The sequence below is a fragment of the Candidatus Magnetaquiglobus sp. genome, from assembly GCF_058402785.1.
Map to the genome: position 1 here is coordinate 1 of NZ_JBZVFG010000034.1, position 25,679 is coordinate 25,679.

Consider the following 25,679-nt stretch of genomic DNA (forward strand, 5'->3'; position numbering starts at 1 on the left):
ATGAAAAAGGATGCTGGGGATATTGCCGTATCCCTGGTATTCCATGGCGGCGCTTACAGCGTGTGCGACATGTCAATGATTGTTTTGCATTTTCTCCATTTTTTGCATTTTTGTAAAACTCTAAAGTCCAGAAAATCTGTTCAACATCTTGATTTTTAAGGATTCGTTGGTTGATAAATTGTCAACCGGCTCTTTTCGCCTAATTGACAAGATTTATTCAACTGTTTGATTTTAAAAGATTTACTGGTTGACAAAATCGCCGGTCAACGCCTTGATCTGGTTGACAAAAGCGCTGCAACCATTTGATTTACAGAGATTCGTTGGTTGACAAATCCGGTTGGTCCACCAACAAAGTCACCGTGATGGAGCAGGCGTGCCGGGTGAATCCTCGCTTACGGCTGATAAAACACCTCCACCAGAAACGGGCCGTTGTCGGTGCGGAAGTAGCATTTCGTGCTGGCTTGTCGTTTGGTGAGACCGATCTGATGGTCGCGGCCAATGACCACCCGTGGCGGAGTGAGTTGGATCTGATCGTCGCAGATGCGACTTTTGACAGCACCGGCGATGATGTTGGCCAGTTCGCCGATGGCATCCTTGGCGGTGTCGTCGAAGGCGGGGAGCTGTTCTCCGGAGAAGGCAGAGGCCAGGACCACGGCGCAGTGGAACGGCGCGGAGAGATGCACCCCGCCTTCGATGCTGCCGTTGAAGGCGATGATCGCGGTGACATCCGCCTGCGGGGGGAGATAGGGTTCATTGGCCGAGGTTATCACCGACGGGCCGGCCTTGATGCCGATATCCGAGGTGAAAAAGGCGACAGCAGTCTCCTGGATCGATTCCCGGATCACTTCCGCCAGACTTGCAAAGTGCATGGTCATGATCTTACCTCTCCACATTTTGAAGCCATTTGCTTGGGTGGCATCAATTTTTGCAGGCAACCAGGGCGCTGTAGAAAGCACACGATCTCTTCTCCAAAAATTCGATCCGGATTTCGTCCTTGGAGACCGCCACGATTCGGCATGACATCCAGTCGCTCTCCTCCAAGGGGATGATGTGCAACAATACGGTTTCACCCCTTTGGATCCACTCCGGTACCGCCTGAAAGAACAACAACGCCCCCGTATCGCTAACATCCACCACATTGCAGGTCAGACCGCGACCGCCGGAAAGTTCCAGCAAGGCGCGTGCATTCAGCCTGATTCGGGGTGAACGCTGTTTGACCTCATGCGCGCGGCCAAGAAAGTGCTCGCGGTGCTGACGGTCCACTTTCAGAATGTGCTGGCACAACCACTCTTGCAACAGGGTGGCTAGTTCGATCGAGATGGTTTGCAGGTTGGCCAAATCGTTCCTGGCAAATAACAATTTCTCTTTGATGCGCCCGTATTGCACTCTGAATTGGTCGTGCATTTTTTTGTGTTGCGCAAAAATCAGAATGCTGGATTTCTTTAAAATCTGCTCTTCATACGACAAATGCTCCGATATATAGGACTCAATTTCCAACAAAACAGCTTCGATTTGGAGGATATTTGAATAATTCGCTTCGGTGATTGAGCGACAAAGAATAAACAATCGTTCGTGTTGCTCATCGATACCAGTAATGTCGAGCCTGAGATCGGATTCAAACGTGATCTCTTTTTGCAAGCAGATAATTTTTAACATTTTATCTTGATATTTTTTATTAAATTTTACTTGACACGATCGGTTTCTGTCACTATTTTATTGACTAACCCCAAAACCCAGTTGCCGCGCAAGGAAATTTCGATGATCAACACTACTGCCTCCACCATGACGCTCGACAAACTGCCCGCCGGTTGCACGGCCCGCATCGAGGGACTTCAGGGCGATGATCTCGGCAAAAAACGGCTCATGGCCATGGGGCTAGTGCGGGGCAAGGAGATTGCCCTGGAAACCAAGGCCCCGCTCGGAGATCCCCGCATCTATACGATTCTTGGCTATCGGCTCTCCATCCGGAATGACGATGCCAGAAACATCCTGGTCTCCTCGGTTTGATCTCTTGGCGGTGCCGGTTCATGCCATCGGACCGGCACCGCCCATTTCTGGCACATCCCACGTTTCGCCATCCCCTTTCTGGTCCGAATCGTTCAATAATCCAGCAGGTTTAGCGGTTTGGCCACCTGACCCGACTGCAACAGGGCCATTTCGATGCGTGTCAACAGGTAGATCACCTCGCGTCCGAGCAGCACCACCTCCTGATAGCTGGTTTCGGATTTGCGGAAGTTCTTGCGGCGCAACAGCCGGATGGTCTCTTCGGCGCGCTGATGGAACAGTTGGTGCTTGTCGTCCAGTTCGCGGATGAACGCCGCGTGCTGTTTGTTCAGAGAGCCGACATCGCGGATCCAGATCCCGACAAAACAGGCCTCCGCCGTCTCCAGAACCGCATCCCGTCCCCAATGTTGAAAGGCCTTCAGCAGTTGTCGCGACCAGCGCAGGTGCATCAAACGGGCGTGACTCACCTCTAGCACCCCATGGTTCCAGGACTCCCCGTGATCGGGCAGATGGATGTTGAACAGGCGGTGGATCATCGCCTTGAAGGGGTGGGCGGAGAAATCTTCCAGGGGTTTGTGTTCCAGATAGTCCAGTTCGGCCTCGGTGATGAAATAGACGATATCCCGACTCAGGGAACGTATCTGGCGCATCTCCTGTTCCACCTGCTCGGGGGCGGCGTTGGCAAAGATCGACAACAGATGCAGCGCGGCGCGATGGAACCGCTCATGGATCTCCACCAGTTGCCGGATCGGCGCCAAATGATACAGCTCGCGAATCCCTTCGCCATGCAGCCAGCTACCCAGTTCGCAATCCTCGTGGCTGGTCAAATGCACGCTCTGGCGGCGCATGGAGACCAGATCTTCCAACTCCGACTCCCACATCACATGGGCGATACGGGCGAGGCCAAAATCGATCGATTTCATGGCAACCTCACGGTTTGGTGGTGCGCAGGATGAAGGACATGGTCAAGGCGGTCAGATCCTTCAAATGCACCCCATCCGGACCCTGTTTGACCACACGGCTGACGCTGACGGCCTTTTTGCTGGCCTTGGAAAATGGGGTCCAGAGTGCTTGCGGGATCACCACCTCGCCGTTACGATCCAGCTCGAACATGTAGGCGCGCCCTTTTTCCACCTGCAATACCAGCCGCAACTCGGCCATGGATTCCGAAGAGAGCACGAAGGTCTCTTTCGGTCGGATGGCCGTATGTCCCAGCATGTCGGCAATCGAGAAAAGCATGTCGCCGTCCGCGGTGCGATGCACCCGCAGTGCACCGTGTTTGGTGTTTTTGGCGGGTTTGAATTTCTCATACGACTCTTTGGTCAGCCGTACCATCGGGGTGTCATGACGGGCGAATTGCGTCTGCCAGGATTCCGGTTCCGAAGGCTTTTGTGCCTGAACAGATTCAAGGGGCGTGGCGGAAAGGTTGGGCGGTTCCGCGGCCTTGACATCCACGTTGGGCAGATTGTTCTGCTCTTTCATCAGTGCAGAGAAGCGGAGTGATTCGCTCTTCCGGCTCTCCGTGGCGCTGGGCCCGGCGGCAACGGGTGCCGGGTCTGGTTTGCTGGCGGCAACCTGTATTTCTTGCATGGCCGGAGCCGAAGGTGGCGACACAACTGCCGGTGCCGGGGATGACGGTACGACTGCCGGAGCCGGGGCGGGTGGCGTGACCACTTGTGGCGTCATGGCAAGGGTGGGAGGCTCTTTGGGTGCGGCAGGTTTGGCTGCGGGTGGTGTGGCAACCACGGGTGCCGGTTTGACGGCGGGGATCTCCTGGACGGGTGGCGCGGCTTTGCCAACGGTCTCCTTGGAGGGCGCGGCGGGCGACCACAACTGGACGAGGGGGGCGGGCAATGTGACGAGTTGTGTCTGTTGGGCCGCGACAACCAGCAGACCCGCTGCTGCCATGCCGCCGAGCATCCAACGTTTTTTGCGGCTTTTCGCGGCAGCCTGCTCGGCCTGCTGGCGTTGTTGCGCTTCGGCCTGGCGTTCCGCCAGATCCCGGCGTGCGCGCTCCTGCCGCTCCAGTTCCTGCCGCTCCAGTTCCTGCCGGTTTCGGAGCCGCTCTGCTTCGTCGTTGGCGGCCTGACGGCGTTGCTGATCTTCGAAATGGGCCTGACGGGCGCGGGCCTCGGCCTCGCCGAGTTGCGTTTCTTCCAGCGGATCGGTGGGGGTGGGTTGGCCGAGTTCGCCTTGGTGGGTCTGCTCCTCCATCTCGTCGAGTTGCGTATCGGCCAACAGATCCTGGGCGCGTTCCGCTTCGGCCCGGACGTGCGCCTGGGCTTGGGCCTTTTTTTCCAGCCGTTCGACTTCGTTGGTCACAGCCTGGGCTAGCTCCTCCGGGATCTCCAGCCGCACGATGCGCTCTTGCGGTAACTGGATCAGGCCGTGGAGGATTTCGCCGGGCAGAACCGTGGTCAGCAGCAGGCGCACCATGCCACCAGGGAGATCGTCGCGCCAAGTGAATCCCTTGTTAAGTTCCGGCTTGGAGGCAATCACTGTGGCCATGGCTTCGACCGAGGCTTTGATTCGTTCGAATTGGTTGCGGTTGGCCTCTGGATCACCGCTCAGGGGAATATGGAGAGAGTAGAAGTCGAGCCCCTGGGTCACGGCCATGACCAAGGCTTGCGGGTAGTCCGCCAGGTTGAACTCCGGCGGATCAGCATGGGCGGCCAGCATGGCCGAGATGGCGAGCAGTTCCTGGTCGATGGCCAGGGGTGGGTCCAAATAGGGATTATCCAGCAGTTGCGCCAATTTTTTGAAGGCCGACCCGACCACCGGGATGAACTCGGCTCGCGCATGCAACATCTGTCCACGAAAACGACCCAGAAAGGATTCCATCGCCTGACACAACCGCACCAGTTGCGGCATGGCGTGAAAACGGGCCGAGCCGCCGATGCCACGGGTGGTGCGCAGCAGGCGGTCGAATGCGACTGCCCGTTTTTCCGGAGCATCCTGGCTCAGGGTCTCCAAATCGTCCAGGCAGAGTTTGACCCGGTTCTGAGACTCCTGGATAAATAATTTTAACTGGGAATTGTTTTCATCGAGCATGGCAGCCCCCGAAACACTGGTAAAAAAACAAGCATGAATGACTATTCGATTTCAAAAAAGTTCTCAAACTTCATTTGATGCAAAAGAGTTTTGATGTGTGGGCTGCAATGGATCATCCGGATCGGTTCACCCTGTTTTTCACGATTGTGTTGGTTCAACATCAGCATGGAGCCGAAGGCGGCCTTGCCGAGATGCACCGTGTCACAAAAATCGAGGATATATTTTGTGTTGCGTCCGCGATAACGATAGATTTTGGCAAAATCATTACGACAGTTATAGTCAAACATCCGAGCGATGCGTATTTGGAGTGTGGTTGGTTGACCTAACTCACGAATCGTTTCAACCTGGAACTGATGGGCCGTATCACCTTCCTGTTCTTCACCGAGCAGGGTGATGCCGATGGCCGGAAGGTTGACCAGCGACAAGGCATCCAGGATCTCCTTGCGACAATTGAAGAGGACGATGTCGTCCTTGGTTCCCTGGTTGTGTGCTTCAAGATGCAGCAGCATGGCCACTCCCGAAGGAGCGATGCCTGTGACATTCTTGAAATCAACCCGGTAGCGCCAGAGGGGGGGGCGTTCGCGATAAATCGGCACGAATTCATTCCAGTAATCGGCAGAAAGTTCTCCACGCAACCAGATCATGCTCTCCTCGTCGGTATGTTGAACATATTTGACTCCGCTGCCTGAAGAAGAGCACAATCGGGTAAATATGCTCGACTCTTCGATGGAGACCAGGGAGACGCCAGACTTGGTCACTCGAGCCACCTTGATGCGTTCCTGGATGGTTTGTCCGTCCAAGGTGAATTTCAATAGACCCTTGTGGCCAATCTCGAATGATTGCGGGGTCGGAAAGACTAAAAAAACCGCAATATCGTTGACATCCAAGGCGCTTCCGAGCACGCCATCCAGTTCCATGGGAAGTCCGCAGAAGACGCGTTCATGTTTTCTTCGGGTATGTGAGGTCATGGCCATGGATCACTCCTCCTCGGCATCCTCGGGGATCAAATTGAATTTCTTTAGTTTTTCCAAAAGCGCCTGCCGGGTGACCGGTTTGGTGAGATAGTCCGAACACCCCCCCTTGAAATAGGCCTGCATCGCCTGGAGCGAGGAGTCCATGCCGGTCACCATGATGACCGGGATCTCTTTGTAGCCTTCCCGCTCGGCGGTCACTTTTTTCTCGGCGGCGCGGATGCGAGCCAGGGCCTTCTGTCCGTCCATGACCGGCATGATGATGTCGAGTAGCACCAGATCGTATGGGTCGCCATCCTCCAGATCGGCGGTGAACAGCTCCAGGGCAGCCTTGCCGTCGCTTACCATGTCGCAATGGGCGTATTGTTTCAAATAATCGCGCAGCAGCTTGCGGTTGTTCAACTCGTCATCGGCAATCAGGATCTTCATGCGACACCTTCTTCGGTTAGACGTTGAACCAGGGCCTCCACATACTGTTCCAGGTTCGGATACATCATCAGCGCATCGTCCCAGGCTTCCATTTCGGCCTGGCCAGTCAGGCGGATGGTGTGCGAGGCCAACCGATTGGCACCGATATGCCCGGCCATGGTGCGCAACCACTGCCCCTCCTGGACCACACTGCCCAAATCGTTTTGCAACAAGGAGTGCTGCAACTGCCGCAAGTGATCGGGAGCCTCGACCACGAAGTTACGTCGGCACTGCCGCAGGGTCTCCTCATCGGTATCCACCTCCGCCAGGACGATCTCGCCGACCACCGGTTTGCCAGACGGCGGCTTGTTAATCCTGGAAAAGCTGGAGACCGTTTCGATGAGTTCATGGGTCTGATACGGTTTCAGAAGAAAGCCGTTCATGCCAATTTGATAGCACTTCATCTTCTCGTTCATCATCACCATGGCCGAAACCGCCACGATCGGTACCTTGGGATTCCCGACCTCGCTCGGATCACCGGTGCGGATGCGTTGTGTGGTCTCGAAGCCATCCATGATCGGCATCTGCAGGTCCATGAGGATCAGATCGAAGCGCATCCCGTTCTTCAGGCAATCGAGCGCCTCGACGCCGTTGTTGGCGAGCGTGACCCGGTGGCCCTGGAGGGTGAGGATGTCGTGGGCGAGTTTCTGGTTGGCGGGCAGATCCTCGACCAGCAGGATCTCCAACGGCTGTGTGACTTTGGACAGCGTCGGGGAGGGGGTGACCGGCTCGTCGATCATGGTTTCGCCCAGCTGTTGGCCAAGCAGGCGTGCGATCTTTTTGATCAGCAGAAACTGCCGTACCGGCTTCTTGATGATCGCGACCTTCTTGAACACCCCTTCGAGGACAAAATTCCGAGAGGTCAGATGGGTCGAGATCATGACAAGGATACGCGACTGGTAATGCAGATAGGGCTGTCGATCCAGGCATGAGCATCCCTGTACGATTGCCTCATCGACCAACAGCAGGTCGAAGGGTGCGTCTACATTCTGCTCCATTTCTGCGATCCAAGCGGCGCGACTGCCGGCCCGGGTTACCTGCGCTCCGTGGTAAAGCAGCAGGTTCTCCAGGATATCGGCGCTGGTCGCATGTCCATCGACCAGCAGGATCCGCCTGCCCTGGAGTTGCGTGTGTTTGGGAAGACTCCCCTGATCGCGCTGCCTTGGTTTCATCCAGGGCTCCAGGGGTTCGGGCTGGCGGGCGAGGAGGAAGGGAATGGTGAAGAAAAAGCGGCTCCCTTTTCCCTCGCGACTCTCCACCTGGAGCTTGCCACCCATCATTTCGACCAGATGGCGCGAGATCGTCAATCCAAGGCCCGTGCCGCCGTATTTGCGGGCAATTGATCCATCCGCCTGAACGAACCCCTGAAAGATCTGTTGTTGTTGCTCTTTGGGGATGCCGATGCCGGTATCGCTCACCGAGAAACGGAGCCAGATCTTTGGGTGTGACGCCTCTTTTGGGCGCATCACATGCTCCACGGTCAGCACGATCTCGCCGGCGCTGGTGAATTTGATTGCATTGTTGATCAGATTGACGATGATTTGCTTCAAGCGCAGAGGATCCCCCTCCATGGCGAGCGGAAGATCCGGCGGGATGCGGTTGTAGAGCCTTAACCCCTTCTGATGGGCCTTGATGGCCAGCATTTCGCAGGCCCCTTCGAGTTGACCGAGCAGATCGAACGGGATACGTTCCAGTTGGAAATGGCCGGCCTCGATCTTGGAGAGATCGAGAATCCCGTTGATCAGATCCAACAGCGACAACGATGAGTTGCGCACGATCTCCAGGTTGCCGAGCATCTCTTCGCGTGCCAGCTTGGTGTTCAACACCAGATCGGTCATGCCGATGATGGCATTGAGAGGACTGCGGATCTCGTGGCTCATGTTGGCCAGAAATTCACTTTTTGCTTTATTGGCTATTTCCGCTTCTTCTTGGGATGCCTTCAATGCCTGATCAACTCGTGAGCGTATAATCAGATTGACCAATACCTTTCCTATCGAATCCAGCATCAAATTGTTGAACATTCCCTCTACGATGGTTCTGTCAACCACCATACGAAAAATTCCTATATTCTTAGTTTGTGAAATCAATGGGATACAATAGTCAATCTTGTTTTTCGATTGCTCTTCGGAAAAATGATGCCCCGGAGAGACAAACACACTTAATAAAGGATTGGTATGCAATGAGTGCATGCAGAAAGAACATTCATTGGATGCATATTGACAATGATAAAGTTTTGGGAAACCACCTCCCGGGCAATCTGCAATCAGTTCGAAATCATTATTATTTCTTAAATAAACTCCTAACCAGTTCTCTCCATTGACCAGCCACGGCAACCTGCTGATGAAATCCAATGCCATTTGCAACTTCTCTTGTAAAGAGCGATCCTCCAGGGAGAGATGAAGAATATGATTCACCGTTTGCTGAGTTTGCAATGCAATTGTGGCGTTTCTTTCTGATCGTTTTACCCTCTCAAGTTCAATATTTTTTTTGGCGGCATTTTGTTCAGCAATCATAAGGGTATCATTGAGCGCATTGGCTAATTGCTGAAATACTGTCATGTCTCGAATACTGGCAACACCATATAATTCTTGATCAATTTCGACAAGAAAAAGGGATATTTCAATATTAATAAGAGAACCATTGAAGCATACAACATGAGAATTAAATCTTTTGAGGAATTTCGGAACCAGATTTTTCTGATTTTTTAAGAGCTCCAGGCCACGTTTATGCGCTGAACCAAATTCCGATGGAATCAGAAAATCGCTGATATTCCTGCCAATGCAATATTCTTTAGAGAAACCGAATAGCGTTTCTGCTGAATGATTGAATTCAACAATTTTGCCATCAAGATCGGCAATGACCATTGCGTCAATGCAGTAATCAATTAATGAACGTGAAATATTGTTAATTCTGTAATTTTTGATATCACAAAAAGGGGAATGTTGCTTTTCGCGATCATGGGGTTCCGCGTTTGAAATAATGGCATCATGTTGGATCATGGGAGCCTTCTCCCAGGCTTTCAACGGCATGCGAGAGACCGAAGGTCACCACATACGGCACGATGTGCCGCTCGGCGCCGATGTTGACGTAGTAGATGCCTCGGCGCGAGGTCTGCTTCCAGATCAGCCGGTAGCGCACCATCTGGCCCGGTTCGGTGGAGAAGTGGATCTTGACCCGGCGGGTGACCTGCGTACCGAATTCGATGTGCAGGGTTTTCTTCAGCTCCTTTTCGACCAAGCCGTCCACCAGACGCATAACCGAGGATTTGACCTGGTTGACCCGCTCCTGACTGCGATCCACGGCAAAGCTGATCTCTGCGGTGCGCACGAATTCGTGTTCGCTGGTCAGCACCTTGTTGCCGTGACGGTTGTCCAGCGGCACCTCTTCGGTGGCCAGAATGATCGACTCCTCCTGGATGAGCCGTTCGCCGACCAGATCGATCAGGGTGATCGGCGCCCGTTGCGGCAGGTTGCCGGACGGGGGATCGTCCAGATGTTCGCTCAAGAACTCCGGCACGTACTTCTTGCCGAGCAGCCCGCCGACCAGCGCCGCCACGCCGTAAGGGATCAATTGCAGCATCTTAGAGTCTCCCGGTTCGATGGTGAAGAACGTCCCCTGACCAACCAGTCCCCAACCGATCCTCTGAGCCTCACTCCGTCGCCACACCCACGCCAAGTGCCTTCAACTGCTCCTGATAGGCCATGTGCTGCAGCAACTCCGCCTGGCGCAAACGGTCCATCTGCTGGGTATGCGCCTGATGTTTGCGGCGCATCTCCTCCAGGAAATCGGGAAAATCCCCATGCAGTTGCGCCATGAGATCGTGCGCCTGGACGATGATCTCCAGGTTGTTGCGGAACAGCCGCCCCACGTTCTGAAACGGAGTCACCACGATCTGCAACGCCTGCTGGGTGCGCTCGAAGGCGGCCTGACACTTCTCCATCTCCGCGCTCACGTTCTGCAACATGTCGGCGATCTCCCGATCCGTGCCGGTCTTCTGGCCGGTGAGAAGCTCGTTCAACTCCTTCAAGGCGTTGTTCTTCATCTCCTCGGCCTGACGCCCTTCCTCTTCCAGCATCTCGATCAAGGGTTTCAGGTAGATCATCAGGCGCGGGTCGATCCGTTTTTCCAACGTTTGCAAAATGGTGCTCTGCTGGCTCTGGAACTTGTCGAACAGTTCCGGAACCTGGGAGAGGGCATCGAGCTTCTCCACCATCGGCGATGCCGCGCCCAGCGGCACACCGTCCGATTTTTCCACCAACTGGTGCAGGGCTGTCTTCAGCTCGGCCACATCGCGGCGCACATCGGAAAGCCCTTGTTGCACCTCGGCGCTGATCCGGCCATCGGTCGGCATTCCACTGCCGAGATCCGGCGTACCCTCCATGCGGCGCATGAAACCGGTGATGGTCTCAGCCGAGATCTCGATGCGGTTGAGCTTCTCGTCCAGGCTCTTGACATGCACTGCCGTGGAAAGATGCACCTCCACCACCTTTTTCAACAGATCTTCCAGAAGGGCGATGCGATTTTGCACTCCGACATCGTCGGAACCATCTTTCTGAGCCATGACGATCACTCCTTCACCATTACTTGGTTTGTACGTACACCAGGATATCGTGACACTTGATGCAGCGACCCGAAGGCGGATGCGGACGAGTCGAGTTCGGCATGATCGGTGGTCCCACCTTGTAATAGGCCGAAACCTGCTCCCACACCTTGGCCACCGGCGTGGCAGGTTGACTGCCGGGCGGCGCCCCGCCACGGATCAAATGGCAGTTGGTGCAGGGTCCCCAGCTCGGGTGCGGCATGCGCGCCCCGGGGTCGATGGTCGGGATGCGCTTGACCAGCATCCGCTGCAACGATCCGGAAGGGGGATTCACCAACTGCAACACCGGCTCCTTCAAGGAGGGCTGCGTCGGCTTGGGGATCGAGCCGAACACCTCGCCCTGCACCTGCCCGGTGGCCTCGTCGGCCAACAGCGGGGTGGCGCGCCTGCCCCAACCGTCCAGACCCCAGGCAATCAGCCCGGCCACGACGATCAGGCCGAACACCGCGAGAGCCGTCTTGAAGCCGGAGGAGTGAAAGGGCAAACCGCTCATCGCATCACGTCATCGCAGCTTGTTGGACCAGAGGGCAAACCCCTCGTCATTGCGCAACTGGCAGAGCCTGCCGTTGATGCGGATCCGCTTGGCGTAGATCAAGGGCCGCGCCCCGCCTTTCTCGTAAGAGAAACCCACCCCGTCCACGGCCACATCGTGGGCCAGCGGACAGCCGAGGTATTTCAAGAACCACCCCGGTCCCACGGAGATGCGTGACTCCACGCCATTGGCCGCGGTCAGCCAGAGGTGCAACTGTCCATCGCTCTGCGGCTGCTCGGAGATCTGCTGCACCTTGCCTGAAAAGGTCACGGTCGGCGCCTGTTGCAACTGGATCAGCCCGGCGGCGCCGGTTCCGCCATCCGCCGGGGCGCGGGGGGCTGCCACCGGGATCATGCGCAACCCCTGCTGGTCACCCGGATGCCACTGGGCGTTGCTCGCCGGACCGGTGGGAAGCGGCGTGGCCTGGCGCGTCCAGAGCCGCTCGGGCAGCAAAGCCGCCACCACGATGCCCAGCACCACCAGCACCCCTGCAAGCAGGATCCACTCCGCCAACCCCAAGGAACGTTTCATCGGGTCACCTTTATTCGTCCTCATCCCGGACATCCGGGGTCAGATAGAACTGCATGCTGCCGACATTCTCCACGTTGAGGCTCAATTTTTCAGTCAGGGCGGCAAGGATCAGATCCCCCTCGAACACCTTCAGATTCTTGTCCACCCGTAGATCGGCCTCGATGTAGAGCGATTCGCCCAGACTGCGCGCCCGCAGATAGTTGATCCCCTGAATGCGCGGAAAGGCGCGGATGATCTTGTAGATCCCGTCCAGCTCTTCGACATCCGGCGAAGCGTCCATCAGGTTATCCACTGCCTCGATGATCAACTCGATGCCGATCTTGATCACCAGAATCGACAGGATGATCGCAGCCAGGGGATCGGCCACCGGAAAGTCGAGCACCGTGGCGAAGAACAGTCCCACCACCATGCCGACCGAGGAGAAGGCATCGGAACGGTTATCCCAGGCATTGGCCATGATCGCCGGGCTGTTGTTCTCGATCGCGACGCAGCGTTGATAAAGGAACATCAGCTCGTTGCCGATGGTCGAGACCACCGCCGCGACCAGGGACATGCGATCCGGGGTGGCGAAGGTGTTGTTGATGATGCTCAACAAGGCATCGACCAGGATGAAGATCGAACCGACCACCAGGATCAAGCCGACGATCCCCGACGAGATGTGCTGGATCTTGCCATAGCCGTAGGCGAATTTCTCGTCCGCCGGACGGTCGGAGAGGCGCAGGCTGAACAGCGTGAAGATGCTCGCCAGAAGGTCGGCCATGGAGTGGAAGGCGTCCGCCATCAACGCTGCGCAGTTGGTCACCAGCGACATGATGATCTTGTAGGTGACCATGAACACGTTGAACCAGATCGAATACCAGGTCACGTAATCACGGCATTGGATACAGTGCGGATACTTCATGGGCGCGTCAGCCTTGCATCAAAATGAAAAATTTCGATTGGATCCATTGTGTCACCCTATTGCGTTCCTTCGAGCTTGCCCGCCGGCTTGCCCGCATCGACTGGAGGCGCGCCGATGGCCGCGGCATTCGGATCGCTCTTGGCAGCCCCCTTGCCGGCATCGGCGGGTGAGGCCTCGTGCCTGGGATGCTCCTTGCCGTGCGAAGTGTTCAACTCCCCCTCCGGGATCAGGCGCATGAACTTGCGGGAATCCAGATCCATATCCATGTTGTCCGGACCCGGGCTGGCGCTGAAATAGGGATAGCGCTGGAAGCCGAGAATCCGCGCCATGATCGACCAGGGGAAGGTGGTGATCAGGGTGTTGTAGAGCTTGACATCGGTGTTGTACTCGTCGCGGCGCTGGCTGATGAGATTCTCGATGTCCACCAACTTGTCCATCAACTGCTGATAGGTGGTCGAGGTCTTGATGTCCGGATACTGCTCCACCAGCCCGAACAGCCGGGCGATCGCCTCGGCTGCCGTGTTCCCGGAGGGGAGTGGCGCGCTTCCCGCAGGCGCACCCGCTCCAGAGGGGGGGCTGGGCGGCTGACCGCCAGGCGCCTCGCCATTGCCCTTGCCGCCATTGGCCGTCCCGCCGCCACCGGGCATCGTCTTGCCCATCATCCCCAGACGACCGTCGGAGACATAGCGGAACACCTCCTGCTCCAGCATGGCGTGGTTCAAGGTCAGATTGACCAGATTGCCGAACAGGTTGGAGCGTCGCTGAAGAGCATCGTGAATGTGCCCGCGCGCGGACAACACCTGCTCCTCGGCGGCGATGAAGCGGTTGAAATTGTAAAAGGTGGTCACCACAAGAAAGAGAATAGCCGCGATACTGAATCCTACTACCAAGGTTTTGGACTTGATCGGCGGCACCTCGACGACCGGCGTGACCTCCTCCTCCTGGTAGAGCTGACGCATCAGCTTGCGCATGCGCTGCATGCGTTCGCTGCTGGTCATCTCCAGACCGGGCTCATCCATTTCGTCCATCGGGTCGCGTTTGTCCGCCATGACAGGTCACATCCAACCGTTGCTCAACCGTCGCCAATCCCTTCCTTGATCTCCGAGGTCTTCTTAAAGAAGACCACGGCCTCGTCGTGCCGCCCCTGCTGATCGAGCACGAAACCGATCGACTGGTACACCTTCATCTCGTTCGGACGGATGGTCAGGGCGTTCTGGAACGCCTCGATGGCACCGTCGTATTCGCCGAGATGGTCCAGCGCCAGTCCGAGACGATAATGCATGTTGAAATTGTGCGGCGATCTGGCGATCCCGGCCTGCAACACCTCGACCGCCTTCTTGTACTCCTTGGCCTGGATGTAGGCCATCCCGAGGATCGAATTGACCCGCGCGCTGGCCGGGTCCAATGCGCGCGCCTGCTCCAGCGTCACGATCCCCTCGCGGGTCTGATCGGTCTTCAAGTAGCAATAGCCCAGATGGAACAGCGCATCCTCATCCTTGGGCACATGGCGGATCACCTGCTCCAACAGCGGCAACGCCTGCCAGTAGCGCCCCATCTTGGTGTGCTCGACCCCGCGTTCCCGATAGAAACGGGCCCGCATCGCGTCATCCACGGTGAAGACACGATTGAAGGAATCAATGGCGTTGACGGCCATGCGCTGCACGACCCCCAGACTGGCAAAGGAGAGCAGTTTGATCTCATCCAGCATATTGACAGGCGAACGTGATGTACTCATGAAGGTCGAATCCCTTATAATTTCAACGGATGATGATGTGACAAGCCTGACATGGCCCCCGATCCTTGTGGGGGGAGACCGCGTTGGCCCGGATGGGCGGAGGCGGCATGATGATGCCATCCGGATCCGGGACGATGTGTCCGGTCGTGCCGATGGCGTGACACTGGGTGCACGGCCCCCGATAGGGGTGGGGCATGATCTCGCCGGGCAGGATCATCGGCGCGGTCTCCACCTGGGCATAGCCCAGATTGTTCTTGGCCACCAGCATGAACTGCTGCATCTTCCCCTTGCGATAGACCAGCATGGAGGCCGATTTGGCCATCTGTACCCGCCGGGTCTCGACCACCAACTCCTCCAGGCTGCGCACCGGTTTGCCGTTCACGGCCACCAGCACATCGCCAGCCAGAAGACCGGCTTCGGCGGCATTCAGGGTCACCTCGTCGATCAGAAGCCCTTCCAGTTCCATGGGCAGTTTGAGCTTTTTCTTCAGCTCCATCGACAAGGGCAGCGCCTCCAGCCCCTTCCAATGCCCCTCGGAGAGTTTGGCCTTGGGGTTGAAATAGGGTTTCAGACCTTGATCCACGGCACCCTTGCCCGGCAGGGCGGGCGCCTGGGCCACAAGCGGTGCGGGCGCGGCGATCTGGGGTGGCTGCGGTATCGCTGGTGACGCGGGTGCCAAGCGTGCAACCGGGGTTGCGGGGGGCACAACGGGTTGCGAATTCACGACGCCATTGACCGGCGCCTCACCTCCCTTGCCCTTTGGATCGGCCAACAAGGCGAAAAGGATCAGCCCGACGATCAGGATGAAACCGACCGAAACCAGCAAGGTCGCATCCAGTTTGAATTTCATGACCAGAACATCCTTATCGCGATGATGAACATGAGCACTGCATAGATCCAGCGCAGCACGTTCAAGGGGATCACCGAGGTCAGCCAAGCCCCGACCATGCCACCGACAAAGGCCCCTGGCGTCAGGATCAAGGCCATCACCACCGGGGTTTGCACTTCGAACGAACCGGTGGTCACCCCATGCCACAAGGCCACGATGGAGCCGACGATCGAGGCGAAAAAGACCAGCGTGGCACTGTTGGCAATCGCGGTGCGCAGCGGCATGCGCGCAATGTAGCGCTGCAACGGCACCTCGATCACCCCGCCGGTGATCCCCAGAATGCCGCTGATAATCCCCATCGGCAGTCCAAGCATGCCGTGTCTGGCCCGGGCGCTCTGCAACTCGGGCGGCGGCAGGTCGTCATCCACCCGGCTGCCGAAATATTTCTGCAACCAGGAAAGCCAGGCGGACTCCTGCTTCTCCCGGGGGAGATCCTCCTCCAAAGGGTCACCTTGCTTGCGGTAGCCGCTCACGCGGTACTCGGTGATCTCGACCAGCATCTTTATGCCGAGCAGCAGCGCGAACACCCCCAACAGCCACTGGATGGCGGTTTTGCTCATCACGTTGCCGATGAAATAGCCCAGCACCATGCCGGCCATGGCCCAGGGGATCAGCGGGCGACACTGATGAAATTTCAACAGCCCCTGGCGTTGGTAGCGCAACATGGCCGCGCCGTACATGAAGATGTTGGTGATGTAGGCCACCGGACGCACCAGCAGCAAACCGTAGCCGAAAAACCACATCAACCCGGTCACCTTGATGATGCCCCCACCCATGGTCATCATGCCGCCGCTGATGCCGGAGACGAAGCCGAGAAGCAACAAGCCGAGGAAATTTCCAGGGGTGTAGCCCAGGATCAACAGTTTGGTCTCGTGCACCGGATCACGCACCGCACCGACCGAATCCCCCGGCGCGAGCGCCACATGCTTGCCAAGATTGATCCCCAACAACCCCTGCACCTTCTGCCACCAGATATCCGCAGTGCGCGGGGTCCGTGTCGGCTGCTGGGAGGTCGCCGGCTGCGGCGGGGTGGAAAAGAACGGCTCGGCGGACGGGGTGGCAACGGCTGCCGGCGTACTCTTGTGGACAAAGGTGACCACCTCCTGGAAGTGGGTCACCAGCACGGTGGTCGGGATCGCATAGCCGAAAATTCGGCCCGCGTTATCCTCCACCGCCAGATTGATCCCCACCAGATGGCCGCTGCCGTTCACCAGGGGACCGCCGTTCTGCGCCCAGTTGTAAACCGCGTCGGTCAGCATGAGGTGGGTCAGCGGGGTGCCTTTGATGGTCACCGGTTCGGTCAAATCCATCCGGGCAAGGGTGCCGACCCGCTGGATCGGCTCGGTGCCCAGGGGATCGCCCCATGCTTGTACCGGATCGCCCACCTGCAACACCGGGGTCTGTTCGAGAGCCAGATAGGGGAAAATGTCCTGGGAGACGATCTTGATCAGCGCCAGATCGTGCTGGGGCAGCACCTTGACCGTCTTGGCCGGGTACTGGCGCGGCCCATACGGGGTCTGCACCCGCACCTGGATCTCAGCCAGATCACTCAACAGATGCTGCGCGGTGACCACATACCCCTTCGGGTTGATGAGCACCCCGGATCCGGTGCTGACATAGTTCCCTTCCTGGCCGTTGGCCGGCTTGCTGATGCCGGCGATGTTCACCATGGCCACGCGGATGGGATTGATGGCCTGGGAGAGGGGTTGGGTCAGGGCCACCCCTTGGCCATTCACGCCGGAGGTCGCCGATTGGGTCATGGCCAGCATGCCCAGGCCCAACTGATCGGCATGATCCCGCACCAGATGAATCCCCCAGGCAAAGGTGCCGATGAACAGCACGATCAGCACCATGGCGGGAATGCGCCAGGCTTGACGGCAGAACGGCAGAATATGGGGAAGATGCTTGTACGCTCTCATCGTGGTGTCCCAAACGATTGCTTGATTCCAAACAACACCGCTACAGCCAAACCATCAGGCTGCAATCACCGTGATGTAGACGGTGGAGATCAACAAAAACAGCAAAGCGACCGGAATTCCCCAGTGGAGATAGCCGTGGAAATCCAGAACCTCACCTGTCTGACGCCCGTCGCGTGACCACTCCCGGTTCATGCGGGCCATGGTGCTGGCCACGACCGGTCCGGCGGTGGCGCCAGACAGACTGGCCGACGAACCGGCCAAAACCCCCAAAGAGAGCGCCCACCAGATGGCATCCCCCGGCAACTCGCCGCTCATTCCCTTCACCACCGGGATCAACAGTGCGGTGGTGGGACCGGCATTGAACAGTGGCGTCACCATGCCGGCCAGCCACATCACCACCACCAGGGTGGTGGTGCTCTGCTGGCCACCCAGACTCTCGATCACTGCCCGGAACAGTTCCAGCACCCCGGCGGCCTGCAGCCCGCCCACCATGACGAACAGTCCCAGAAAGAACAGCAGATCCCCGCCGCTCATCGCGGCAAAAAGCCCCTCCCTGGGGATCCGGCCCAACACCAGCATCGCCACACCCGCCACCAGCGAGATCATCGCCGGCTGAACTCCCAAAGGCTTGGCGAGAAAGAATCCGATCAGAGAGAGCACGAATCCCCAGCCGCCCACCTTATAGAGATAGGTGTCCACCTGAATGGTGCCATCCGCCCCGTGTCGCGGGGAGAGTTGCGCCAGGGCCTGGTGAATGGCCTCCAGATCAAGCGTCCGGGAAGATCCGACCTCGCTGACGGTTTTCTGGAAATGGAGCAGCAAAACGGCCAAAAGAATCAGACACGGCACCATCATGCCGGCGATGAAATCATCGAAATGGAGCCGGGCCACCGAACCAATGATCATGTTGGGGAAATCCCCGATCAGGGTGGAGGCTCCACCCAGATTGGAGGCGATCAGCTCCGCGGCCACCAAAGGTGCTGCCGGCATGGCCAGCGACCGGCACAACACCAGGGTCAGTGGCAGCACGATCACCATGACGGATAAATTGTTGAAACAGAGCGAGGCCGCATAGGTGGCCAGGATCAAAAGCGTCAGGATCAACTGGCGATTCCCCTGGGAGTAGCGCACCGCCTTGAAGGCCAGGGCGTGGAAGAACCCTGAGCGATAGAGGACGTTGGAGATCAGCGACATGCCAAAAAGCAGAGCCAGACTGTCAAAATAGATCGCCTCAAAGGCTTCCTGAAAAATATAAAAATCGAACAGCCAGCCGAGCAGCAGAAACAGGACCGCTCCGCCGACCATCGCCACGCCCCTCTCCACCCGGTCGCTCTGCACCAGAAAGAAGATCGCCACGAACAAAGAGAGCATCATGATCATGCGAAAACTCTCCATGGGTCAGCCCACTCCGAGGTCAGGGGCTTCCGTCTCGGCCTTGCGGGCAAATTTTTCGCGCAGCGCGGCGAATTCGTCTGCCATCTGCTGCATCTCCGGCACACTGCCGCTCGCGGATTTGAACTGGACGCTCACCTCTCCCAGATGAGGGATGGCGCTGACCAGACGCTCCTCGACCCACAGGCTGATCTCCTTGCCGCGCTCCACGGTCAACTCCGGATCGATGCCAATCACCAGGGTCACCCAGATCTCCTGTCCAACCCGCCGTGTCAACACGCTCTCCACGCTCCGCACCCCTGCGACACCGCGGGTCAACTCATTCACTTTCTGGATGGTCTCCTGGGGGGCTGAGACATCCATCAACCCCTGCAACGCCTCCGAGGTGATCTTGATCCCCAGATGGAACAGATCCAGACACTCCCCGACCGCCACCAGGGTATCCAGCCACGGCATGTTCAGATAGTGCGAGCCAATGATGCCCAAGGCCACGGCAAAGGAGGAGATGGCATCCGATTTCTGATGATCCGACAGGATGGCGATGATCGGGCTGTTGACCTGATGGGCCACGCAGCGGGTGTAATACCACATGTAAAGGTTGGCACCGACCACGAACAACGCGGTCCATAGTGCGATCATGTGCGGGGCCTTGTGGGTCATACCCGCCCCGGAGAATACCTTGTCGGCTTCGAAATAAATGAACATCCCGGTGATGGTGATCATCGAAAGGCCGACCACCAGCGAGAAGAGGAACTCCGCCTTGCCGTGCCCGAACTGATGCTCCTCGTCGAGCGGTTTCTTGGAGTAGTTGAGACCCAGCAGGATGATGATCGAGGTCAGGACATCCTTGGCCGAATAGAGCGCATCGACCATCAAGGCCTGCGAGCCGGAGATGAACCCGACAAACAGCTTCAGCAAAGACAAGCCGATGTTGACCACCAGACCCGTCCACCCCACGGTGCGGTGACAGATCAGGCATTGCGGGTAACTCATGGTTCCTCATTCCTGCGTCGGATGCGCATCACTTTGCGGGCCAGATGGTTGACTGTCGAGACCAGAAAACCGGCAATGAAGGCCCCGGAGATGATCAGGATCAGGGGCAACTCCAAGGGCGGTCCCGCGACCAGTCGGATCTGCACCGCGTGCATGTTCTGCGAGGCGAAGATCAACAAAAGAATCGCCAAAAGAAGAGCGAGGAAGGCACGTGACCGGCCTTCCTTGTCTCTTTTGACGGGAGTGCGCTGCTGACCCACCTTCATGCCGGTTTCAGATGTTTTCTGCCCAATTGCCGATCAACGGCAGTTTCCAGGCGCGTCCCGAAAAGACCGAGATCAGGCCGATGACGGAAAAAACGAAACAGAGCAGGCTGGAGATGCCGAAAAAGAGCCGTCCAAGCCCGGGGAAGACCAGGCTGTAGATGGCCAGGACCTCCCACATCCACAACACGATCCCCTGCCGGGCGTGAAAGCGCACATAGGGATCGTCCCGATTCACCACCAGCGGCACCAGGGAGAGGATACCCAAATAGCTCATGGCAGCCAGCATCCGGGTGGTCAGGCTGCGTGACATGGTCAAGGTCGAAGACATTTCTTGCTCTCCTTCTGTTGGAAGGTGGTTTGGCACGTTGTTTGACAAAGATCAGGCAGAAGCCACATGTCCGACCTGATCCCAGTATTGCGGCGGCAACTCCATGGCGAGCTTCAAGGCGCCGATCACCCCACAGTAATCCGGATCCGGCACCTGTTGCACCTGCACCGTGCCGTAATCCTGCATCATCGCCATGATCATCTCCTCCAGGCCGCGAATCTTCGAGCCGCCGCCGGTCAGATAGATGTTCTGCAGTGCCTCTTCCTGATCTTCGGGATCAAAGACGCTGATCAAGGCCTGGAGATGCTCGACGATCTCGCTGACGATCGACTCGCAGGCGGTGCGTATCTCCCGAGTCAGATTGATCGACACCGGTTTTCCGGCCAGGCGCATGCTGACGACCACCTCCTCCCGGGGCGTGCCGACGAAGGCATACTGCTCCTTGATCTTGCGCGCCAGATTGTTGGTCATCTGCACATGTGGGTGGTTCTCGCGAATCAGATTCTCCAGCACCAGGTCGATATAATTGCCGGCCTTGAGCACCGTCACCTGTTCGTTGACCCCTGGGATGGTCCCCATCATGGCGCAGATGTCGGTAGTGCCGCCGCCGATGTCGATGATGATCGCGTTGTTCAACTGGTCGATGGCATAGGCGGCCATGAACGGCTCGGAGACCACCATGGAGAGGTCCAGCAACTCGTGGGTGATCTTCAACAACTGGTTCTTGTTGAAGAGAGAAGCGCGCGCCGGTACGCCCAACACTCCGTAGATCTTCTCGCCCGGCTGCGGATTCATGAGGCTGATGGCGTGCTTGATCAACAATTTGGCCGCCTCGGTGGCTTGGTCGTTGGCATCCTTGAGCACACCGTCCTCCAGGGGATAGTGAATGTTCAAATAGGATTGCCGCTTGACGGCCTCCTCACCGATCATGTGCGATTGGTGCATCAGCTTGACGCCAATGATGTCCTTGGGATAGCCGACAACGGAGCGCACCGTGGCCTTGTCCCCACGGTTGGACATGATCATGGTCCTGGAGGTCCCCAGGTCGATCCCGAGCAAAAGTGGACTGCGATCGGATGGTTGCATGGTATATCTATCCCTTCGGCGTGGATGTGAATGGAATCGTCATTCCTATCGCTTAAGAAACGTGACGGTTGGCAATCCGGTCATTTCCTGCCCGGTTTGAATGCCTGAAATACCGAACCAATGGCGCCCAGCACCGGCATGGTGACGATGCCGACGGCACCAACCACGATGTTCCCAGCGCCGACCACGATCTCGGCCACGCCGCCACCCGCGCCCTTGACACCCCTGGCGATGCGTTGCGCGGCCCGATCGGTGCCCGAGAGCTTCGGACCCGGCGCTTCCGGTTGCGGCTCTTCGCCGGTCACGGTGGTCTGCACCTTGTGGGCAGCCGCGATACTCCCCTCGACCACCGCACCCACCATGTCACCCAGGGCATTGAAGATGCCCAACCCCAGCGACTCGACCGGCACCTCGACGGAGCCATCCTCGCCGACGCGACGACCGGGGGCTCTCTTCGGTTTGGCAGAGGCTTCCGTCTCGGGCTGCGGTGCGGCTTCGGCGGGCTTGGAGCGGGAAATCTTGATATCCAGCTCCTCCGGCATGGGCTCGTGCCCCTTCAATTGCCGCAGGAAGGCCTCGGTCAAACGGGCCTGGCTCGGCGAGGGGAGGGGATCCATCTTCTGCCGCATTCCGCTCGGGGCCTTCATCGAGGGGGGGAGCAGAACGCCGGGTTGCACGACGGGGGCCGCCGGCTTCTCCTCCGGCATGCCGGACGGGGCGCTCTGGGCAACCGCCTTATCCACAGTGGCGACGGATTCGGGAGCCGAGGTGGTGATCACATCCTCCTGAATGGTGAAGCCGGTCTGCGACGTGATCTCAGCGCCTTCGGTCGCAATCGGGGCCTCGGTCGGCGCCTCGATCGCCGCTTCGGTTGCCGCTTCGGTTGCCGCTTCGGTTGCCGCCGGGGCTTCGGTTCCTTCCGGGGCCTCGGTCTGCGGGGACATTCTGGCCTTCAACGAGGCGCGCAGATCAAATCCCTCCTCCATCCGTTTGGAGGCGGCATCGCGAATCATCTTCAACACCCGCTCTTTCTCCGCAGCGGCCACATAGGGATCCTTGCGGGTCATGCCAACATCGATCTTCGGGCTCTCCTCGACCGGGGCATCTTCAGCCTCTGCCGTGGCTGGGGACGGGGTGCGCGCCAAGTCGGTGAAGTGCTCCGCCAGGCCGGACATCTCGGCGATCCGCTCGGCAATCGGATTGGCCGGTTTCTCCTCCGGTGCCGGGGTGGCATCCTCCATCGCTGCCGCTGCTTCTGGCGTTACTTCTGGCGTTACTTCTGGCGTTGACTCGGGCTGCGCGGGTTCCTCTATGGCGGCAGGGGCGGCCTCGGTGGCGAGTGTCTCAGGTGGTTCAACGGTTTCGGGTGCCGGCTCGATGGCAGGTGCCTCGGCGACAATGGCAGCAGACTCTTCAGTCGGGGAGGGGGCTGCGTCCACCGCAGACGGTGTCGTTTCCACCATGGCCTCGGGCTCTGTGGCGGCCTCCGGCTGGGGTGCGGCATCCACGGTCTCGACCGGCGTGGTCTCGGGGGCATCCCCAAGCCGCAACACCAGATTCGGCTTCTCGGCAACCGTTTTCGTATCCACTGCGGAGAGCGTCTTGGCGGAGGTGAGGGATTTGCTGTTCTGCTTGCCCTTCAACTTGTCGTTGATCTGACGTTGCAGCACGGCATCCATCTGGCTTGCGGCAGCATCCTCGGCGTCAATCGGATTTACAGCCACGGATTTCTCCCCATTGGATGGTGACTTGGCCCCTTTTTTTTCTTCTCCAAGTCCGTCTTTGTTCTTTTCCATTTCGCTGTTTCTCCTGTCAGCCGTTATTCAGTGGCGAAAATAAGGAATATTGCTGCTATTGCAATGTGACAAACATACGTTTTCCGTCTCGCTCCACATCCAGAAGAATGGTCTTCGCCGTGGCGCTGGTCTTGATCGCCTTGTCCAGCTCGGCGTTGCTGCCAACTGGCATGCCATTGATCGCCACCACGATGTCGTTGGCGCGGATGCCGGCCATCTCCGCCTGCAGACCGGGATCAACCTCCTTCACCAAAGCGCCTCTTTTGTTCTTGAGCGCCGGATTCTTGGTGATATCGGCCTTTTGGATCGGATTCAGCTCCATGCCGAACCACTCGAACTCGGTTGGCGGCTTGGGCTGCTTGGGTTGTTTGGTTTTGGCCTTGGCAGTGGTCTGGTCGTTGGCCGCGGCGGCAGGGTCAACCGGCATCTGCTGGGTGGGATCCATCATGACGACCGGCGGTGACATGGTGACCGGCTGCGGGGTCATGGTCAGGGTCATCTCCATGCGCTGCCGCTTGCGCACCAGGGAGAAGCGCGCCTTGTCGCCTACGGGGATCTCCTGGAGCCGTTGCTGCAACTCGTCCGGATTGCGTACCCAACGGCCATTGACCTTGAAGAGGATGTCCCCGGTCTGCAACCCGCCGCTCTCGGCCAGGGAGCCGGGCTGCATGGATTGCAGGAAGACGCCGGTTGAATAGGGCGGCTGGAACCGCTTGACCAGCCCGTCGTCCAGCGCCCGGAATTCAGCGCCGAGAATGGTGGACAGGACGCTGATCGAGGTGGCTGCCGGATTCGCGCCCGTGCCGGACGGATTGGCCTCGGCGACCGCATTGCTGGTTCCAGGCTGGTTGGCAGAACCCGGCGTGGCGTTGCCGACCGAATTGACCGCACCCGCGCCACCCTGGGCGCTGTTGACGCCGGCTCCGGGCTGTTGGGGGTTGAGCGAGACGTTGATGCCGTTGGCGCCACCGGGAACGGTGCCGTTGCCAACCGCCTGATTGACCGGCTGGCCGCTTTTCAAAAGAACATGGCAGTTTTCGCACGGACCGCGATCCCCGTGCGGGGCTACGGCATTGACCGGGATCGGCGGCGGGCCGGTGCGGGTGGCGGCCACCGGGCGGCCCTGGCCCAACCAACCCGGCTGGGTCATGGCCGGGGTCACCTCCGGGATGGAAATCACCTCGGCGAGGAACTCCTTGACACTGTTGACCGGCACCGCGAACCCGACGCCCGAGAAGGCCTGGGTCGGCGAGTAGATCGCGGTGTTGATGCCGATGACATAGCCATATCGGGAGACCAGCGGACCACCGGAGTTGCCCTGATTGATCGCGGCATCGGTCTGGATCAGATCCTTGTGGATCGTTCCTTCGATGGTGACCGCCTTGCGGGCGCCGGAGATGATCCCCTTGCTGACGGTTTGATCGAGTCCGAAGGGGCAGCCCACGGTGATCACCGGGTCACCGACCGCCAGAAGATCGCTGTTGCCGAGCGGAGCGGGTTGCAACGGAATCGGCACGTTGATCTTCAACAACACCAGATCCCGGCTCGGATCCAGTCGCACCACGTCGGCAGGGTAGCGCTGCATGCCGTAGGGGCCGAACACGGTCACGAAGACGTTCTGGGAGTTCTCGACAACATGGAAATTGCTGACGATGTAGCCGTCCGCGGAGACGATCACCCCGGAGCCGATGCTCTCCATGGCCACCCCGGAGTATGGGCTGGCGAATTTGAGACCATCGGGGGAGCCGGGCGCGGCCACGTTGGCCGGTTGCGCGGCACCGGGCTGCTGGGCCGCGGCGGGCGTGGACATCGGCATGGTGTTGGGCATGGTCGAGCTGCGGTTCTGCGTGCTGACGTTCACCACGCTCGGCAGCACGGAGCGGACCACGGTGGAGAAGGACTCCGGATCCGCGGGCACTGGCGATGGATTGCCGAAAAGCGGCTGCGGCCAGACCAATCCCGCCTGCTGGCCTTGCGCCATGGCCACGGGTGCGATCTGCACCGGGGTGCCGGGCAACTCGGCAATCGCCTGAACCCCCCTCTGGCCGACATCTCGGGTCAAGGCATACGCCTTTTCCGAATCGATGCCGATCTCATCGAGGAAATAGTTCAGATACCAGTAGCTCCCCACCAGACCCAGGACCGAAAGCGCCCCGAGGATGTAGAGGTACTTCCGGTACTGGAGCCCACATTCAACGCTTTTGCTGGAAAACATAG

At 58.5% G+C, this 25,679-nt stretch carries 23 protein-coding genes and 1 pseudogene; 1 reads left to right on the plus strand and 23 read right to left on the minus strand.

The annotated features are described in order from the left end of the window. Window positions 1-392: 392 nt before the first annotated feature. Both ACV4UY_RS11510 and ACV4UY_RS11515 read right to left on the minus strand, forming a co-directional pair. Entirely contained in the window at window positions 393-875 is a 483-nt protein-coding gene (locus ACV4UY_RS11510) for a chemotaxis protein CheX (protein ID WP_491607733.1), read from the minus strand. Window positions 876-918: 43 nt separating this feature from the next. Beyond that, on the minus strand, window positions 919-1,656 hold the full coding sequence (locus ACV4UY_RS11515; RefSeq protein ID WP_491607734.1) for a hemerythrin domain-containing protein: 738 nt from the start codon (window positions 1,654-1,656) through the stop codon (window positions 919-921). Window positions 1,657-1,758: 102 nt separating this feature from the next. Here ACV4UY_RS11515 and ACV4UY_RS11520 point away from each other — a divergent pair, with 102 nt between their 5' ends. After that, complete coding sequence (locus tag ACV4UY_RS11520; protein ID WP_491607735.1) at window positions 1,759-2,007, plus strand: FeoA family protein; 249 nt, start codon at window positions 1,759-1,761, stop codon at window positions 2,005-2,007. Window positions 2,008-2,099: 92 nt separating this feature from the next. On the opposite strand, the gene ACV4UY_RS11525 is transcribed toward ACV4UY_RS11520, so the two are convergent. The 21 genes and pseudogenes from ACV4UY_RS11525 to ACV4UY_RS11625 form a co-directional block, all read right to left on the minus strand. Then, entirely contained in the window at window positions 2,100-2,927 is an 828-nt protein-coding gene (locus tag ACV4UY_RS11525) for a CZB domain-containing protein (protein ID WP_491607736.1), read from the minus strand. 7 nt (window positions 2,928-2,934) lie between these two features. Next, window positions 2,935-5,055, minus strand: a complete 2,121-nt coding sequence (locus tag ACV4UY_RS11530; protein ID WP_491607737.1) for a hypothetical protein — start codon at window positions 5,053-5,055, stop codon at window positions 2,935-2,937. A gap of 41 nt (window positions 5,056-5,096) precedes the next feature. Beyond that, window positions 5,097-6,029, minus strand: a complete 933-nt coding sequence (locus tag ACV4UY_RS11535; protein WP_491607738.1) for a hypothetical protein — start codon at window positions 6,027-6,029, stop codon at window positions 5,097-5,099. A 3-nt stretch (window positions 6,030-6,032) separates the two neighbouring features. Next, window positions 6,033-6,455, minus strand: coding sequence for a response regulator (locus ACV4UY_RS11540; RefSeq protein ID WP_491607739.1), 423 nt, complete (start codon window positions 6,453-6,455; stop codon window positions 6,033-6,035). A 380-nt stretch (window positions 6,456-6,835) separates the two neighbouring features. Continuing rightward, a pseudogene (locus tag ACV4UY_RS11545) lies at window positions 6,836-9,376 on the minus strand (ATP-binding protein); the annotation flags it as partial. 103 nt (window positions 9,377-9,479) lie between these two features. Continuing rightward, window positions 9,480-10,073 (minus strand): hypothetical protein, encoded by a 594-nt coding sequence (locus tag ACV4UY_RS11550; protein ID WP_491607740.1) that lies wholly within the window; start codon window positions 10,071-10,073, stop codon window positions 9,480-9,482. Window positions 10,074-10,143: 70 nt separating this feature from the next. Beyond that, the gene (locus ACV4UY_RS11555; protein ID WP_491607741.1) at window positions 10,144-11,055 is read right to left on the minus strand and encodes a hypothetical protein; all 912 of its coding nucleotides are present in this window, start codon (window positions 11,053-11,055) and stop codon (window positions 10,144-10,146) included. Window positions 11,056-11,074: 19 nt separating this feature from the next. Continuing rightward, entirely contained in the window at window positions 11,075-11,587 is a 513-nt protein-coding gene (gene mamT, locus ACV4UY_RS11560; protein ID WP_491607742.1) for a magnetosome protein MamT, read from the minus strand. Between the two features lie 9 nt (window positions 11,588-11,596). Further along, the gene (locus ACV4UY_RS11565; RefSeq protein ID WP_491607743.1) at window positions 11,597-12,157 is read right to left on the minus strand and encodes a MamS/MamX family magnetosome protein; all 561 of its coding nucleotides are present in this window, start codon (window positions 12,155-12,157) and stop codon (window positions 11,597-11,599) included. Between the two features lie 10 nt (window positions 12,158-12,167). After that, window positions 12,168-13,058, minus strand: a complete 891-nt coding sequence (gene mamB / locus ACV4UY_RS11570) for a magnetosome biogenesis CDF transporter MamB (protein WP_491607744.1) — start codon at window positions 13,056-13,058, stop codon at window positions 12,168-12,170. 56 nt (window positions 13,059-13,114) lie between these two features. Then, entirely contained in the window at window positions 13,115-14,107 is a 993-nt protein-coding gene (locus ACV4UY_RS11575; protein ID WP_491607745.1) for a LemA family protein, read from the minus strand. Window positions 14,108-14,130: 23 nt separating this feature from the next. Beyond that, window positions 14,131-14,793, minus strand: coding sequence for a magnetosome protein MamA (mamA, locus tag ACV4UY_RS11580; RefSeq protein ID WP_491607746.1), 663 nt, complete (start codon window positions 14,791-14,793; stop codon window positions 14,131-14,133). Window positions 14,794-14,815: 22 nt separating this feature from the next. After that, window positions 14,816-15,643, minus strand: coding sequence for a magnetosome magnetite formation protein MamP (gene mamP / locus ACV4UY_RS11585; protein ID WP_491607747.1), 828 nt, complete (start codon window positions 15,641-15,643; stop codon window positions 14,816-14,818). Then, the gene (locus ACV4UY_RS11590; RefSeq protein ID WP_491607748.1) at window positions 15,640-17,601 is read right to left on the minus strand and encodes a TSUP family transporter; all 1,962 of its coding nucleotides are present in this window, start codon (window positions 17,599-17,601) and stop codon (window positions 15,640-15,642) included. The genes mamP and ACV4UY_RS11590 overlap by 4 nt, the downstream gene beginning before the upstream one ends. A gap of 54 nt (window positions 17,602-17,655) precedes the next feature. Then, complete coding sequence (gene mamN / locus ACV4UY_RS11595; protein ID WP_491607749.1) at window positions 17,656-18,981, minus strand: magnetosome biogenesis transporter MamN; 1,326 nt, start codon at window positions 18,979-18,981, stop codon at window positions 17,656-17,658. Window positions 18,982-18,999: 18 nt separating this feature from the next. Further along, window positions 19,000-19,986: a magnetosome biogenesis CDF transporter MamM gene (mamM, locus tag ACV4UY_RS11600; protein WP_491607750.1), complete on the minus strand. Its 987-nt coding sequence runs from the start codon at window positions 19,984-19,986 to the stop codon at window positions 19,000-19,002. Beyond that, window positions 19,983-20,162: a lipopolysaccharide assembly protein LapA domain-containing protein gene (locus ACV4UY_RS11605; RefSeq protein ID WP_491607751.1), complete on the minus strand. Its 180-nt coding sequence runs from the start codon at window positions 20,160-20,162 to the stop codon at window positions 19,983-19,985. Before ACV4UY_RS11605 ends, mamM begins: the two co-directional genes overlap by 4 nt. A 97-nt stretch (window positions 20,163-20,259) precedes the next feature. Further along, on the minus strand, window positions 20,260-20,580 hold the full coding sequence (locus ACV4UY_RS11610) for a DUF4870 domain-containing protein (RefSeq protein WP_491607752.1): 321 nt from the start codon (window positions 20,578-20,580) through the stop codon (window positions 20,260-20,262). Between the two features lie 51 nt (window positions 20,581-20,631). After that, on the minus strand, window positions 20,632-21,666 hold the full coding sequence (mamK, locus tag ACV4UY_RS11615; protein ID WP_491607753.1) for a MamK family actin-like protein: 1,035 nt from the start codon (window positions 21,664-21,666) through the stop codon (window positions 20,632-20,634). Window positions 21,667-21,746: 80 nt separating this feature from the next. After that, window positions 21,747-23,390 (minus strand): hypothetical protein, encoded by a 1,644-nt coding sequence (locus tag ACV4UY_RS11620; protein ID WP_491607754.1) that lies wholly within the window; start codon window positions 23,388-23,390, stop codon window positions 21,747-21,749. A gap of 127 nt (window positions 23,391-23,517) precedes the next feature. Beyond that, a complete protein-coding gene (locus ACV4UY_RS11625) occupies window positions 23,518-25,677 on the minus strand; it encodes a trypsin-like peptidase domain-containing protein (protein ID WP_491607755.1) in 2,160 nt (719 codons plus the stop codon). Window positions 25,678-25,679: the final 2 nt, after the last annotated feature.